A 16,599-nucleotide genomic window follows, 5' to 3' on the forward strand; every position below is an offset into this window, starting at 1 on the left:
CTGGATTTAAACAATGGCAAGCTGCTTATTATTTATCTTATATTCAATAATATACCTTCTATCTGTTCTACGGAGCGTATCAAAGCTATTTTAGCATCAAAGAATTTCTTAAAAACAAGAACTTACATTCAACAACTGATTCGCATGAATAATTAAGGTTGCATTGCTTCATTTTAAACAGTGATGCTTATGACTAATTATTTTCTAGTGCTGTATTCAATCGGAGAACACCTTCCAAAAGAGAAGCTCCACTTGCTTGTGCGCCCATAGAAGCAATATTTCCAGTAAATATGGATCCCCAATAATAGTTACAATACATTTCCGGATAAGTTCCACGAATCAAGTTTGCGCTCAACGTTTCTGCATTTTTTCGCAGGAAAAGAATCAGATTCTGCCTAAGTGTACTATTAGCAGCTTCATCCAATGCCAAATTGACTATATAAGGAATCAAAACAGCTTTAAAGATGCTTTGGTCCATAGACGGACCTTCATTACGCAAAATGCCATTAGTTAAGCACCTATTACTGGTTGTGACATAGCTAATTACTTTTTCTGCACATGTCAGATAATATTTTTCATTTGTAATATGATACAATTGCCTACTTGCTTCTCCATACGTACCTTGCGTATAGGTTAAAGGAGGTTCCTCTATTCTACCATCTCCCAATGTTAAGTAATTATTGTCGTAGGCAAATTTATGAAGTATTTTAGCATCTGATAAATACTTATCTTCATTGTATTTTTTATACAATTTGGCAGCCATCAAAGCACCGGGAGCATTGGTACATATATTCCGGCTTCGCCCATTAGAATTATTTTCATTATTCCAAGGAAGTCCAGTTCCTTTATCATCTGTCCATTTTCGTGTAATAATGTAAGCGTCATACAACCTCTTGGCTGTATCGGCAAACTTATTATCGTCTAACACTTCTGACATTCGTAACAAAGTCAGACCAATCCAACACATATCATCAGTATATGGATTTGAAAAGCCTGTAGGATCGTTGTTGTCGTGATGATAATTATTTCCATGATTTTGAAACCATCTTTCAAAATATTCTTTATATGTCGCAGCCAATATAGGATTATTATCTTTGATACGTTCATAAGAATACAATACCACATCAATAGCATGAGCCTGTTGCCAATAAATATAAGTATTAGCCGAATTTCCAGATATATTTTGGGGTGATACCCAAAACGTTCCTTTCGTTTTATCCATAAACTGTTCAATAAGCACATACGTACAACTATCTGCCAAAGGCACTCCCTTATTCGATGGAATAGCAGTAATGGTGACTCTTTCTGATTTTCTTCCGTAGTTATCCACCACAACAACAGATATGAAATAAGGCTCTGCGGATGTCAACCGGAGTACATACCCTTCTCCTTTCTGGATCGTATTCACTCTTTTTTCGTCATTGGAACCTTTCTGTTTATAATAGATTTCTACCCCTAGCATATTGGTCACAGTAATCGGATTCGTCCATGTTAGATAAAGTTCATTGGGATTTTGTGTAATCTTAGCCTTCAAATTCGTCACTGGTGCAATTGTTATTTGCGAAGTATCGGTGTTACCTTCTATTGTATTGGCATCCTGTTCATTTGTTTCTCCACAGCCAATACATGAAAATATAAAAATTAAAAACAATACATATTTATTCATTGCGATTAGTAATAAACGATTGAAATGCTGTGGATATTTACAAATATCCACAGCATTTACAATCCCCATTTATAGTTTATTTATTTTTCGGTCAACCTTTAGTTTCCTTCTTCCCATTCGATAGCTTGGTCCTCATCCGGAATTTGAGTATTGATTTGACGTTCTAATGTCAACGAACCCATTACATGAAATTCAGTTTCGACACCGGGAATCGTTGTATAGTCTTTGAACGTATAGTTGATATTATTGATAATAATGGTTCGGTGCATTAAGTAGGGACGGATAGCGTCCATTGACTCCGTGATACTGTAAGAAGCAGTGATCTCATTATTAAAATCATCTTTACCGAGCGCAAACTGCATTTTATTATTTGGATCTGCCGGAGAAAGCGTTACTGTTCCATTATTGTTGAATTTTGCTTTAATCCGATACCCTTTCCTGTCTTGACGAGTTTCATCAAATAAACCTGCATAGAAGAATAACGTTTCATCGTCAACTACATACATCATGACATAATTCTTCACGTATGGTGCATCTGTTTCTGAACCATTCAAATATGTTTTGTAATTTACAGCACTATAATTTCCTGAATAATCATTGAATGGCATCACACGAAGCAATGCCTTCCGATAGTGCTTTCGATAGTTTGGGGTATAGTTTCCATCAGGTGATTCTTCGATAGTCAATGGTAATACCCATTTGTCTGATAAGTCGATGCCCTCCATTGAAAAGTCGATAGGCATTAATGCTACATCTTGCCCGGCATTGATCTGCACCGTTTCTGAATGAGAGTAGAATTTTTTTGGCAATACTTGATAGTACAAGTCGGTACGATTATTGAAGCGTTCTTGGTTTAGTACTTTTAAGGTATCTGTATCCAAACCAACATGTACTGTAATGTTACGTTCATTGGTGGTAGATCCGCTCACAATGATTGGTAACTGAAATGTCGTCTTTTCATTACCAGATCTATAGCGTACATTGATTCGAGACACACCATCACTGTTAATGGGAGCTTTAAATGATATATAATGTGTAAACTGTTCATTTTCCCATTCATCATTGCACGAACTACATAAGCCGGCTATGGGTAACAGATATAATAAGATATTTTTCAGTTTCATATTCTAGTTTTTTTAGATTAATCATTGTAGGTCCATCCCGGGTTTTGGGTCAGAAGTTTATTTCGTTTCAGTTCACTGTGCTTGATGGGCCAAAAATACATTTTCGGTGAGAAAGTAGCAGAAAGATTTGATATAGGAACCGGTGTGTGGAACAGGTCTTTATTGGCATTACTCATAAATGTATAACAACCGTAAACAGGCATTGCTTCCTCTACTTCCGCATCTTTCCAGCGTCGAAGATCATAGTAGCGTTTTCCTTCAGCAAAGAGCTCAATCTGACGTTCGCGTTTTAGTTTGATGCGAAATTTAATCGGGTTACTATATGTATCTGCATCATAATCGGGCACCCCGGCACGCATGCGTATTGGTTTTATACCTGTACGCATATCTTCTACGTTGCGGCTGATTGTGTAAGTGATGGAGCCATCCCAAGAAGGAACTTCATAACTAGCAGTCAATTCATTCAAAGCTTCTGCATACATCAGCAGGATATCAGCATATCGAATAGCTGGTTCATCTTTATCTTTTACCTTGGCTGCATCGCTATTATAATAGGTATCATCAGGATGCACATATTTAGCTACCCCAATGCCGGTGCGCAACCAGAACATACTATTTGCATAACCATTTCCATCTCCGCGATAATAGAATACTTGTTGATCTTGATTCTGAACTTCTGGTTCATTACCTAGATGCCAGTACATACCATTATAAGCAATGGACGCATAGAAACGTGGTTCACGTTCAGCATATTGCAAAGATACTCCATTTGGAAGCGGTTTGTGATCTGTATTATTTGTTGTATAACCAGTTGCGCGAGGGCGAGTATCTATGCGTCCTTGATAAGCTGGAGTACCTGCATATTCAGAGTTCATTCCCGGACAGTCAGTGCCATCGCTCATATAATAGGCATCTACCTGTTTCATGGTGGCGCCGTGCGTATTCCATCCTTTAGCTACAGTGGGCAATTGATGAATGACCATATCTTTGATGCGTTCACCGGAAATATTTTTTCCACGAGTAAAAATCAATTCAGGATTGTCCATAGCAGTTACCTGTCCGTTGAATAGAGAACGATAAGATTCGAACGGATCAATATTCTGCCAACCTTCTGGAAAATTTTTATAACTATATTCCGGGTGAATCGGAGGAGCGATGGTAGCAGGAAAAGCAATAGAATGAGTCGACCGGAAATCGGCTGTATAAATATGGTAAACGCCTAGTCCCATCACATCTTTGCAAGCAGCTGCTGCTTTAGCCCATTTACTGTTGTCGTATACAGGATTTAATAAACGTTTCCCGTCACGGTTGGTCATTTGCTGTGCATACGCATCATCGTTGCCATTCATTAGCGGACTTGCAGCATAAAGCATTGCCAAAGCACGGGTAGCTAAGGCGGCACCGCGAGTAGGACGGGTAATGGAAAGCTGGTCTCTTTTCAAAGGTAAACCCTGTGCTGCCAAGACCATCTCTTTAGCGATATAATCTACACATTCATCGTATGTATTGCGGGGAAGTTCCAAATCTTCGTATGACTGATTGTAATCAAAACCCTCATCCGGAACCAGTGGAATAGGACCATACTTCCGGAGTAACAACCAATAGTAATAGGCACGAACAAAGCGGGCTTGTGCTTTGAGGTCAATGATTTCCTCCGCACTATGCTCAATGCTCATATCTGCATACTGGATGAAAATAGAAGCCTGTCGAATACCATTATAACAACGGTTCCAAGTATCTTGGAAAGTGTTTTCATCGTATGCTCCTTCACGGAATTTATTATAAGATAAAGCACCGCCTTTGGTTGCATCCACTGTAACATCATCATCGCCATAATACATGCAATCATCAAACACAAAAGGTGTATTACGTTTACTTGCAACATCACAACATTGTCCCAACAAATAGGTATACGCCTGTGCCAACCATTGTTCTGTTTTTTTATAGTCGGTAAAAACTTTATCAATTGTTTCTCTATCCTCAAAAATGTAATCAGAATCCAAATAATCGGAACAAGAAGTGGAACTGATCGCAAAAATTGCGACTAATAGTATATATATTTTTTTCATATCATTAATCATTTATAAGTTAACGCTCAAACCTAACGTTACGGATTTGGACAATGGATATTTCTCTCCATTATTGCTACCCATTTCCGGGTCCCAGAGTTTGAAACTAGACCATGTAAGTAAATTGGTTCCAGTCAAGAAAATACGTACATTATTAAAATGTATTTTGTTAACCAGTGCTTTGGGAAGTGTGTAGCCGATATCAACCGTTTTCAAACGTACGTAGGAACCGTCACGCAACCAGTAAGTAGAGTTGCGGTAGTTATTAGTATAAGCATAAATCGTTGTATTTCCATTTCCTTGGTCCGTGTAACTTAGGCGGGGGAAAGTAGCATTGGGATCCTCGTTGGCTGCAATACCTAATTTCTCGGCAGTATCCGCATCTACCCAGCGATTATCCAAAGTTCCTTTAATAATATTACCCCATTGCCCTTCGCTGAAAGCTCTGATACATTTCCCGGACAAGAAAAACTGCGACTTGCCCGCGCCTTGAAAATGCAAATTGACATCAAGTCCTTTCCATTTAACAGAAAGCCCAAGACCATAAATCAGATTCGGACGATTAGTAGCTCCTACTGCTACAATATCGTTGTCATCCACTACACCATCACCATTTACATCTTTGTATTTAATATCACCGGGCATTACAGGACCATACTTTTGAGTAGGACTATTGCGAATATCATCGTAATCCTTGAACAGTCCTAATGCAATCAATCCTTTATTCTGGTTCACTCGATAGCCCTTTTGCATTTGATAGGGATATACATTGTTAGCTTCGTCTCTTTCAATAATCTCATTTTTGCTGTAAGTCATATTACCACGTACTGTCAAACTTACCTGATTGAACCTCTGTTTGAAAGAGAAATTGCCATCGAATCCCTTGGAATTTACTTTACCGACATTTGCAAAAGGACTCTTTCCTTGCAGGCCAATCATGCCAGGCAAATACTGGCGTTGCATGAAAATTCCGCTACGGCTTTCATCAAAGTAATCAACTGTCAATTTGAATTTGTCATCAAACAAAGCCAAATCTACTCCCAAATCTTTCTTCGTTGCCACCTCCCAAGTAACTTGGTCGGAAGCTAGTTCTGTGTAAGTTAATCCTGTGAATCCATAAGAACTACCGTAGTTTGCCCAATCATAACTATTGCCTTCGCCAATTGCGTACAGATAAGGGAAACGTACATCTGCATTGTTATGACGAATCTTATCATTACCTACTTTACCATAAGAGAAACGCACTTTGAACATACCCATCCATTTCCAATTCTTTTTGATAAATGATTCTTCTGCAATGTTCCATGCTAAAGAGTATGCTGGGAAGAAACCGAAGCGATGTCCTTTTGCGAAATTCTCCGAACCATTATAGCCGAAGTTGAAATCTACGAAATATCGATAGTTCCAGTTATACGCAATTCGCCCTGCCAATCCTTGATTACGTCTGTTGACACCATTTTTCAGATCATCACCTAAGTCTTGTGTTTTGATGTACGAGTCCTGTGTGTATTTCAACGTAGCATTGAGATGATGTGCCTTAAAACCGCGTTCCCAATTAAGCATCATATCTAAAAATTCACGACGGTTACCGCTAGAACCACTTTCTTGATGCATATTGCTACTGTCCGAAATTTTCTTGAATACCAAATTTCCATTTTCATCGCGTGAACGTTCGGCACTCCATTGCTCAGGCCATTTACGACGATTGATGTGATTGTTATTATAGGTATCATAGCCGAAGCGTCCAACAAATTTCAGACCTTTGGTGATAAACTTCAAATTCTGTTCCAACGTAATATTTGTCTGAATCACATTTTCCCAGTTTTCATTGAATCCAGTCTGTGTAGCTGCTACCCATGGGTTTGTTTTGTTGCCTGTACCTACTGCCGGAACACGACCGTTGGAATAAAGTAAAGGAGTACGAATGGCGGTATAGCCAAAAAGTTCACCCCATACATCTGCATCACCCAGTCCCGGACTGTTTCTCTTAGATAACCAACCGGATACACCTAACTTTAATAGTGTAGTTTTCGTGATATCAATATCTGTATTCAGACGATAGTTGTAACGACGATAGTTTGCATTAGTGTTGTAATCGTCTTTCAACGCTTTATCAGTGTTGTACATGCCTTCTTCATCAAGGTAACTAATAGAGGCGTAATACCGTGCAGTAGAACCACCACCGCTTAAATTCAGGTTAACGCGGTGTTGCCATGAGCCTTTCCTCAACAATAAATCCATCCAATCCACATTCGGATAGAGATCTGGGTCTAATCCGTTTTTTAGAATCTCCAGTTCCTCCGGTTGATATACAGGTTCATAATTGCGTGTAATTCGTGACTCATTCAATAGGTTTGCATACGAAATCCCGTCTTCAAATTCAGGTGTAATAGTGCGCATGTTGTAGGTGGTTTGTGCCTTTATGTCGATCTTGATTTTCCCGGATTTACCATGTTTAGTGTTAATCAATACAACGCCATTAGCTCCTTTAGAACCGTATATTGCAGTAGCGGAAGCATCTTTCAAGATAGAAAAGTCTTGAATATCCTCAATGTTGATTTCATCCATGCTACGTTCGAACCCATCTACTAAAATATAAGCACCGGTTCCAGCCCCAAATGTGGAAATACCGCGAATCCAGAATTCTGAAACATTTTGTCCTGGTTGACCGGAAGTCTGGCGGGCTAATACACCTGCAACGTTACCTGCCAAAGCATTAACAACACTAGACGACGGATTAGCCATCAGATGTTCCATGTCTACTGTAGTGATGGCACCGGTTTGTACCAATTTACGTTGTGCACCGGTACCTGTGATTACAACCTCATCAATAGTAGTAGCTACATCTTCTTCCATTTTTATATTGACCGAACGCTGTTCCTTAATCAATACTTCTTGTGTCTTATATCCAATATATGAGAAGACCAGTCGGTTATAAGGTTCTACTTTAATGGTATATTTCCCGTTGATATCAGTAATGGCTCCTAATCCGGGAACATCCTTGACGATAATATTCACACCAATAAGCGGTTCCTTATTACTGTCAGAAACAATACCCGATACAGTAACAGTTTTCTGAGCCATTGTGTCGGTTACTACACATAGCAACAGTATACATAAAATTGTTATTTTTTTCATTTTTATACGGTGTTTATTCATTAATATCTTCTTCAGGCACATCTTCTTCAAGGCCAATCTTTCTGATTCGATAGTTGTTGGCGTCTCCCACATATATCGTATTATCACGCTCATCCCACGCAATTCCTTTAGGCCGGTTAAAACGTGCATCTTCTCGTAAGCGGCCATTTGCATACCCCCATGGGTTTGAATTCAAACTAGCGCTACCACGTCCGGCATAGGTAGTCACTTGACCCAAAGGAGACAAGATACGAATGGCATGATTATGCCTGTCTGTCAAATAGAAGTCATATTCATCCGAATTTCCGGCATATTCTGGGTTCTTTACAAATACACCAGAGTAGGGATTACCGAATCGAGCCTGATTACCGACCCCATCCTGATAAACATAAGTGTCTTTGTTACTATTAACACCTGCAATGACATAGGGAGCGGTAAAGGTTTCCCCATTGAAATCTGAGCGAAGAATATAATTGCGATTGATGACCATGAAATAAGCATATTTACCAGTTGGATGAATCATAATATTGAACTCCCATTCTTTGTCTTGCACTTTTAATATTGTCTGAGCGGCATCATCTGCTGTACCAGGTCTGACAGGGGTTGTTCTCTTTCCTGTTGCAAATTCCTCTATAACATATTTCTTTACCCGATAAAGCAGACTGTTCTGGTAATTGGAGAAGTAGAGGTCGCCAGTAGTAGGATGTATTGCAGCAGCTTGGCATCCTTGGTTCTGTGCGATCACCCTTCCATTGCCCCACGTGAACCCACACGGCTTCGTTCCTCCTTCAATTCGATCGAACATCATAACAGCCGTACTATTAACATTTCCTTGCGCTAATCCTACAATCATGTGATATTTTCCATTGTCATCTTTATAGAAATCAATGGTTCGGCAACGCTGTGAGCCTACAAATGAGTTCTTGGGAATCATTGTATAGACCTGCTTGTTTGTGAAGTCAAAACAACGAATACCTTGTCCTACACCTTCAGCGTCCCCTGCGTCTTCTGCATCATATAGCAAATTATGGTCCTCCGGGTCCCAAGTCATAAAACAGGGATTCGTAATGGAGCCACAATCATTAAACGGACCATCTTTTGCTGAATTGGAACCTTGCTCACTAGTTGCACCACACAAGGAACTTACCACCACTTGGCGTTGATATTCAAACTTAATTTCGGCTACCTCGGCTGAATAGATTTCTTCTCCTTGTTTGATAGTTACCTGGATTTCACCCGAATAAGCCTTCGTTGGTACAATACAATATATGACAGTTGATTGTACGTTGACCACAGGCGCCTTCTGTCCGCCGATAGTGACTTCTATCAGAGACGGGTCATTGCCGAAGTTTTCTCCATAAATAAGAACCTTCTGACCTGCAGCACCATTAGTCGGACTGATTTCCTTGACACTAATAGGAAGCTGCGGATTAAAGGGACTGCCACCACTTCCTTGAGCCGGAGTGACTTCTTTTCCATTATCGCAACTCTGTAATAGAAAAGTGGTCAATGTAAACATTCCCCATAAAATGCCCAAACAGGCTTTCATTACTTTTTGTTTCATAATAAATTAGATTAAATATGTTAATAAAATCGCATAAGCAATAAGTATTACTTGTTTTTCTGTATAGGATATTTATTTCTGAAAGTAGGGTGCCACTTCCAAGATGGAAGGTGCGTTACTCTTGACGGAAGGCCATCCATCGTTACTCCAAATCAGTTTATCCATTAAAACATATCTTCCGTTTTCGGCTTCTTTCTTCTTGTAACCGTGGTAGATGATCCAGTCAGTTCCTACATCATCCTGAATCAGAATGGAGTTATGTCCAGGTCCTGCCCAAGTTTCATTGCCACTCATAATGATTTCACAATAATCATACAACATATCCCTTCCTGTCTTATCTAAATAAGGTCCAAGCACATTCTTTGAACGCCCTACCACAGTTTGATATGTACTGGTTGCTCCATTACAACAAGTTCCTATGGAAGCAAACAAGTAATAATATTCTCCACGTTTGTATATGTTGGTCCCTTCAAAACGATTTCCACAAATACGCTTCTTCAGGACTGGGGTTCCATCCGTTTTTTTCTTTATTTCCAGGCCATTATCCGTGAGTTCTGTAGCATAGATACCCCGAAAACTTCCCCAAAACATATATTTTTTGCCATTGTCTTCATAAAAGAACTGGTCAATGGAATTTTGTACCCCAATCACTTTCGAGTCGATCAAACACCCTTTGTCTATAAATGGTCCTAGAGGAGAGTCTGACACAGCAACTCCTACATTACTTCTCCACTCATCTCCCCATATAGCCCATGAATAATAAAGTACATAATGATTATTGAAATAACGTATCTCTGGTGCCCAAATATTGTGGTCGCCACCCCAAGTGGGGCGAGTAGCATCCGTGAAAGCTGTACCCTTATACTCCCAATTCACCAAATTTTTGGAACGATAAATAGGAACATTTCGAGTATTCTCTGTTCCATAGAGATAGAAATAACCATCTTGGGCACGAATTACTGTAGGATCTGGTGCGCTAAAAGCAATAATCGGATTGCAATAACCACGCACTAATGTCAATATCCGGACAGACTTATCTATTAACACTGTTTCGCTATCGGCATTCGTTAGACACAGAGGAAGTAGATAGTACGTAGGATGTAGTTTAGTTGATTGAATAGTTAATTTCGTAGAAGCTTGATTATTCCCTGCAGAATAAGTCAATCCACCAAGAGTATACGAGTCATCAGGTAGCAACTCATAAGATGTTCCATGAGCTGCATTATAATCATTTACCAACTGTACAGCCTCTGGTGCAACACTTAACGTACAATGAAATGTACTCTGGTTTGTGCCACTAAAATCATAATAAGATTTAATGTCTACTTCTACTTTTTCTTGGTTTAATAGTATTTCTCCGCTAATACTCTCCAACTTGACAATAGCTGCTTGGACATCTATCGTAAGAAGTAAATTTCTTTTGTTTTCTTGAGCGCTAACCGATGCACTTTCTAACCGAAGAGGGAGTACATAATTAGTTTTTTCCCTCTTCCATCTTGAGAAGATTTCAGAGGAATGAAATTGAATTTCTATACTTTTTTGTTTCTCATTCGCTTTCAGTGTTAACATTTCCTCTAGCTGATAAAGATCTTCTGGAAGCAGTTGAAAGTTTGTTCCATTGTTAGAATTATAAGCTTTCAATTCACTGTCACTCCAAGTTTTCAATCGAACAGATATCTCTCCATTCAAAAGGGTACTCTTGCAAACAAGCACATTGTATGAAACGAAATTCTGGTCGGGCACTAGATTCAAATTCTGGAATCCATTCTGTTGTAAATACACAGATACATTAGTCTCATCTCCTTCTTTTCCATTCGACTCTTCATTATTATCGCTTGTCGAACAGGAAAACCAGAATAGTGTGCTCAATAGCATTACTAGATTCCATCGAAGAATTGATACAGTAGATAAGTTACACATAATATCACTCCCTAATAGAAAATTACTTGCTACCACTCAATTTATTCATTAACACTTGCATCCAGTATCCTCCAATCACGGAACGTGCTCTGAAGCCAACCCACTTACCACTATCAGTATGATGCCAGTCACTGATAGGTACACGAGATACTGTCTCGTTAATATATTTATAAACAGGATCAGAGAATTTCTGGAAAGTTTCCTTGTCTGATGACATAGCTGCCGTCCACATGATCCAATCGGATTTGGTGTATTCTTTGCGGGAATCCAAAGGAAGTCCGTAAAGATTCTGTTTAGTCAGGTAATAATTGAGCTCTTTTTCGATTACATTGTTAGGGAATAGGTTCAAATTCCACAACTTATCCCACACCATATTATACTTTTGGCTCCAAGTGTTCTTACGGTCAAAAGCCAAACGGTAGTGATCACCTTCATTTGCCATTTTTTCCCATTTCATCGCCATTTCTTGGGCTATTAAAGCATATTTGTCTGCTACATCATTCAATCCGAGCATACGAGCCATTTCGCTGTATCCAGCTACCCCCATGATAGCTTTTACAGAAAGATTGGCATTGTGGGCCCAATGTCCGGCGAAGTCATCCGTGCAAAGTTGGTTTTCCGGGTCCTGTCCATACTCTACTAAATAATTAGTCCATGTCGTCAAAATGTCCCAATATTTCTTAGCATAATCGGCATTACCTTCAATTTTCGAAATAGCTGCAGTTAGAATCACCATATTACCACTTTCTTCAATCGGCATGTCACCACCATAAACTTGTCCATTAGCTATTGGATAAGTGCCAAGGTCATGTGCTGCAAAAGGTTTATTCCAACGCCCACTTGCACTATATTCGAAAATGCTAGTCATCATGGCTTTTTCCAAATCTGGATTATAAACGAGGAACAAAGGGGCGGACGGATAGGTCAGATCGACTGTATTGATACAACCATTACTGTTATTCTCTTTAGAGAACCACATCAGGTTACCTTCTTTGTCTGTGAAAAGTTTATGGGCAGAAATCACTTGACGATATGAAGCAGAACATATTTCTGCATATTTTTTACCACCTGCTTTTTCTGCATCGCTATAAATAAGTTCATCAAGTGCACGACAACGCTCCATGATGGATTGATAGTTATCTCTTAGTTTTTCGAAAGCATCAAAAATCGTTACTTTACCATCATGCTTCCAATATCCCATACGTTTCTCATACATATATTCAATGGAATAAATGTCATCATAACCGATCATCAAGAAACCATCTTTACCATCTTTGGTAACAGTTCCAAAATTATGTACATAAGCCATTGCAGGAGTATTTTCTTCCCGACGAGTAACCCATTTGGTTTTACTTGAAGCTAAAGTTCCATTTTTAACAAAAGCTTCCTTCATTCCGCTATAGTCACCCAAACTTATAGATTTTCCTGCTCCATTTACACTACCAAGATATACATATCCCCAGTCAGCACAAATCAAATCACCTTTACGATCACATATCGGCTGGTTGATGGTGCCAGCTTCTACATAACTAATACCATTTTTCGATAATGTACGTGCAATAGTAGGCTGAGTAGTCTCATTCACTGCTAATACCGGAGTCGTTTCTATATAGAATTGTACATCATGCTCTTTTTTATCAAGAGGACGCACGCGATAGGAGATGTAGTTAATCGGAGTTGACAACAAATCCAAGTCATCTATCAATTGAGGCGCTGTAAATACAACATCTAATTCGACAGGTCCGCAGGTGAATGTATAGTAACTGGAAGTGGCTAGTACATCTACCGATTTCTGTACAGCCTCATTTTCAAATGTTACTGCATTTTTCTTTTCACGATATAAACCAAAATCCACATAAGATCCTCCAGTTGTGTTATGACAATGCGCTGCAATCACATTTTTGCCATTACGAAGTTTTTTCTTGGCTTCATCTGAAAGTTTTAGGTTTACATTATTCTTCCATACGAGATCTGTAGCAACCAGTTTTTCTCCATTTAAATATAATTCGAATACATCGTCATGAGAATAAATAAGAAAAATATTCTCTGTTAAATCTAAATCATTTATTTCAAATGTACGTCGGATATAAATATCTGTATTATCTCCTTTCCATTCTGTGCGAACACGTGGCATATCACGGCTACCGAAAGCAGCTTTACCTTTTTTCCAACTACTATCATCAAACTGGAATTCTTGCCATCCATTTGCTGGTTGACTATTAGTATATGCAGCCTCCCAACGTTCCACATTTGTCATGGGAGCGATAGGTATTAGAGCTACTTGATCTTTACCCAGGAAACGATACACTTTACCATCTACGCGTAAAGCCCCTACTAATGGTTTCTTAGCTGTAGTCCAGTGTTCTGTACTTCCTTCCATTAATTTATCATAAGGAGACCAGATAGAGAAGTGAGGATCTGAAACAACGATAGGTACCGATGGAGTACGTAGCGCTATCTCTTTTACTGGTTTAAATAAGTTGCCGGTTTGAGCATTTGCGAATAAACCGACCGAAAAGGCCATTACTGTTAGTAGTTTCTTCATAAATATTTTCTAATTAATCTACAATTTTAAGGTTACCCATCTACAATCTTGTTTACCTATAAAGAAAAACAAACCCTACGTTTTCTTTTATTTCTCTTTTTACCTTCTTACTATTACCTTTTAAATGCAATCTTACCTTTCTTATCGCTATACCTAAATAATATATTAAAATCAGTACTGTCGAATATTTATAAATGCTAGAGGAAAAGTTTATATAGAATTGTGTGTTTCAGGTAGGACCCAGGAGTCATACAAATCCATTTGTTTTTCCATAGCATTTTATTTGCAACACTACAAAATAATGGAATTAATGCTAAATATTAGGAAAATCTGTGTTCAAGAAAGGACAAAATCTATTCTTTTTTCATATTTTGAGTGTTTTTAAAGTGCAAAATAAGTCTCTTACAGTGTGCTTTGAGTAGTTTTTTTCCTTTTTGAGCAATATTTATCCACTTTTATTAAGATAGTACAATGTTTTTGGAGGTTCTAGCTTTTAACGATGAGATATTGCTCATTTCGGATAGCTTTTGTAACTTTGCAATACGAAAGCAATACAGATTTTACTATCGCAAAATATACTCCATATATTAAACCTAGGTACGTCACTCGAGAGGGGACTACTGTCCTTTATGTTCGATATAACTACAATCGAACTAAGCGTACGCTTATCTCTACTGGATACAGTATTAAACCGGAACACTGGGATTCTAAAAAGAGATGGATTAAGCGCGCTTGTCCAAACTATGATGAAATTGATGCCTGCCTGATTAGAATAACATCCAAGCTTGGAGAAATTCTTACATATGCTAAGATAAACGGAATAAGTCCAACCGTAGATTTTGTTTTACTTGAACTAAAAAAGAATAGAGAATATGAGTTACGTCCTAATCGGGTAGATATCTTTGACGCATTAGAAAGATATATTACAGAAAAAGCTCCAGTTGTTTCTGCAGATCAAATAAAGGACTACCGAACACTTCGCAAACATCTGATCGCTTTCAAAGAACATTCATCGCAACCAATTACTTTTCATAACTTGAATCTTATATTTTATAATGAATTCATGGACTATTTATTTTATAAGGTTATAAAGCCCGATGGGAGTGTTGGCTTGCTCACTAATTCTGCAGGAAAAATTATACGTTTGTTAAAGGGATTTGTTAATTATCAAATAGATAAAGGAGTTATTCCTCCAATTGACTTGAAGCATTTTAAGGTCGTAGAAGAAGAAACTGATGCTATTTATTTAAGTGAAAAGGAACTTTCAACAATACACGAGTTAGACTTGTCAGATGATAAGCAATTGGAAGAGATTAGAGATGTTTTTATTACTGGGTGTTTTACAGGACTACGATATAGTGATCTCTCAACATTAAGTCCCGAACATATTGACTTAGATAATGAGATTATAAATCTCAAACAGAGAAAAGTGCATAAAGCTGTCATAATTCCTATGATCGATTATGTACCGGAAATACTCAAGAAGTACAACTATGATTTACCTAAAATTCCTAGATATATATTCAACGAAAGGGTTAAAGAATTAGGGCGAAGGGCAAAACTAAAACAGAAGATCGAAGTTGTTCGCAAGAAAGGGAAAGAACGGGAAAAGAGAGTCTATGAAAAATGGGAGATGATCTCTTCTCATACTTGCCGACGATCGTTTTGCACAAATATGTACTTATCCGGCTTTCCTGCCGGAGAACTTATGCGCATATCCGGGCATAAGAGTCCATCTGCATTTATGAGATATATAAAGGTTGATAATCTACAGGCTGCAAAAAGACTAAAAGAACTTCGAGCTAAACTTGCCAGGTAAAGATTGAAATATTTCATCTTAGTTATTTCAAATTATGTTCTATTTTTCATATATGCAGAAGAATTAAGATTCTATTGAATTGCTAAATAGAAAAAAGAAAGTCACATTTACATTATATATATTCCTTTTATTGAATATATATAGCATAATTCTTTATAAACATGTATTTTTTCCTACTATCGAAAACAAGTTTTGATATAATGAAACATGTCGTTGGTTTAAAAGGAACATCTCCTACCTTTAAAAGAAACTACTTATTGGTTTAAAATAAACCACACTATGGACTCCTGAATGGAGTTCTAACATCTACTTTCCTTATTACCTTAAGCTATCACACAATAACATTTCTCTGCAAAATAGCATAAAAAGATAGATAAATCATTCCAGAAAGCTTTATTTACGTCGAATTCATTCAACAAGAGTAATTATTCAATCTATTTGATTTTTAATATCTTAAAATGCTGCTAGTTTTTATGTCATAAAAGAAATTACATGGATAAATGAAAAGAGAGAGAGGAAAAATATTCATTTTTTCAGATTAGTCCATTTCTCATCTTAGACTACCACTACATTTATCCATTAACTTTTTATTTATTAAAAGTCTGCTCATAAATTAGAATTTTGTACTTCATTTAATAGCCACAACAACACAAAGACAATACAATATGAACATATTCTACTGTATTTCAATCAGTTAACAAACGACAATTTAGTCTGGACAGGACCCGGAAAACCAACTTTGCACGGATGACTT

The 16,599-nt window shown here is 37.9% G+C and carries 8 protein-coding genes; 1 reads left to right on the forward strand and 7 read right to left on the reverse strand.

Going from position 1 to position 16,599, the window contains the following annotated elements; genetic code table 11:
* Window positions 1-193: 193 nt before the first annotated feature.
* The 7 genes from LPH68_RS12980 to LPH68_RS13010 all read right to left on the reverse strand — a co-directional run bounded on the left by LPH68_RS12980 (window position 194) and on the right by LPH68_RS13010 (window position 14,026).
* Window positions 194-1,735 carry a glycoside hydrolase family 76 protein gene (locus LPH68_RS12980; protein WP_151923337.1) on the reverse strand — a complete coding sequence of 514 codons (1,542 nt, stop codon included), beginning with the start codon at window positions 1,733-1,735 and terminating at the stop codon, window positions 194-196.
* A 29-nt stretch (window positions 1,736-1,764) separates the two neighbouring features.
* Window positions 1,765-2,790: a DUF4973 domain-containing protein gene (locus LPH68_RS12985; RefSeq protein WP_008024164.1), complete on the reverse strand. Its 1,026-nt coding sequence runs from the start codon at window positions 2,788-2,790 to the stop codon at window positions 1,765-1,767.
* Between the two features lie 17 nt (window positions 2,791-2,807).
* Window positions 2,808-4,859 carry a RagB/SusD family nutrient uptake outer membrane protein gene (locus LPH68_RS12990; RefSeq protein ID WP_008024166.1) on the reverse strand — a complete coding sequence of 684 codons (2,052 nt, stop codon included), beginning with the start codon at window positions 4,857-4,859 and terminating at the stop codon, window positions 2,808-2,810.
* A gap of 12 nt (window positions 4,860-4,871) precedes the next feature.
* Window positions 4,872-7,997, reverse strand: coding sequence for a TonB-dependent receptor (locus LPH68_RS12995; protein WP_087322913.1), 3,126 nt, complete (start codon window positions 7,995-7,997; stop codon window positions 4,872-4,874).
* 13 nt (window positions 7,998-8,010) lie between these two features.
* Complete coding sequence (locus LPH68_RS13000; protein WP_117685132.1) at window positions 8,011-9,561, reverse strand: IPT/TIG domain-containing protein; 1,551 nt, start codon at window positions 9,559-9,561, stop codon at window positions 8,011-8,013.
* Window positions 9,562-9,633: 72 nt separating this feature from the next.
* On the reverse strand, window positions 9,634-11,481 hold the full coding sequence (locus LPH68_RS13005) for a family 43 glycosylhydrolase (protein ID WP_225451421.1): 1,848 nt from the start codon (window positions 11,479-11,481) through the stop codon (window positions 9,634-9,636).
* Window positions 11,482-11,503: 22 nt separating this feature from the next.
* Window positions 11,504-14,026: a glutaminase family protein gene (locus LPH68_RS13010; protein WP_087322898.1), complete on the reverse strand. Its 2,523-nt coding sequence runs from the start codon at window positions 14,024-14,026 to the stop codon at window positions 11,504-11,506.
* Window positions 14,027-14,561: 535 nt separating this feature from the next.
* Here LPH68_RS13010 and LPH68_RS13015 point away from each other — a divergent pair.
* Window positions 14,562-15,845 (forward strand): site-specific integrase, encoded by a 1,284-nt coding sequence (locus LPH68_RS13015; protein WP_117685409.1) that lies wholly within the window; start codon window positions 14,562-14,564, stop codon window positions 15,843-15,845.
* The last annotated feature ends 754 nt before the right edge of the window (window positions 15,846-16,599 follow it).

Source organism: Bacteroides sp. 1_1_30, from assembly GCF_020982715.1.
In the GTDB taxonomy this organism is placed as follows: Bacteria; Bacteroidota; Bacteroidia; order Bacteroidales; family Bacteroidaceae; genus Bacteroides; species Bacteroides xylanisolvens.

What these genes read in the sequence shown, in the direction of transcription:
- LPH68_RS12980 (WP_151923337.1), bottom strand. Translation starts at nt 1,735, where the DNA reads ATGGGGATTGTAAATGCTGTGGATATTTGTAAATATCCACAGCATTTC.
- LPH68_RS12985 (WP_008024164.1), bottom strand. Translation starts at nt 2,790, where the DNA reads ATGAAACTGAAAAATATCTTATTATATCTGTTACCCATAGCCGGCTTA.
- LPH68_RS12990 (WP_008024166.1), bottom strand. Translation starts at nt 4,859, where the DNA reads ATGAAAAAAATATATATACTATTAGTCGCAATTTTTGCGATCAGTTCC.
- LPH68_RS12995 (WP_087322913.1), bottom strand. Translation starts at nt 7,997, where the DNA reads ATGAAAAAAATAACAATTTTATGTATACTGTTGCTATGTGTAGTAACC.
- LPH68_RS13000 (WP_117685132.1), bottom strand. Translation starts at nt 9,561, where the DNA reads ATGAAACAAAAAGTAATGAAAGCCTGTTTGGGCATTTTATGGGGAATG.
- LPH68_RS13005 (WP_225451421.1), bottom strand. Translation starts at nt 11,481, where the DNA reads ATGTGTAACTTATCTACTGTATCAATTCTTCGATGGAATCTAGTAATG.
- LPH68_RS13010 (WP_087322898.1), bottom strand. Translation starts at nt 14,026, where the DNA reads ATGAAGAAACTACTAACAGTAATGGCCTTTTCGGTCGGTTTATTCGCA.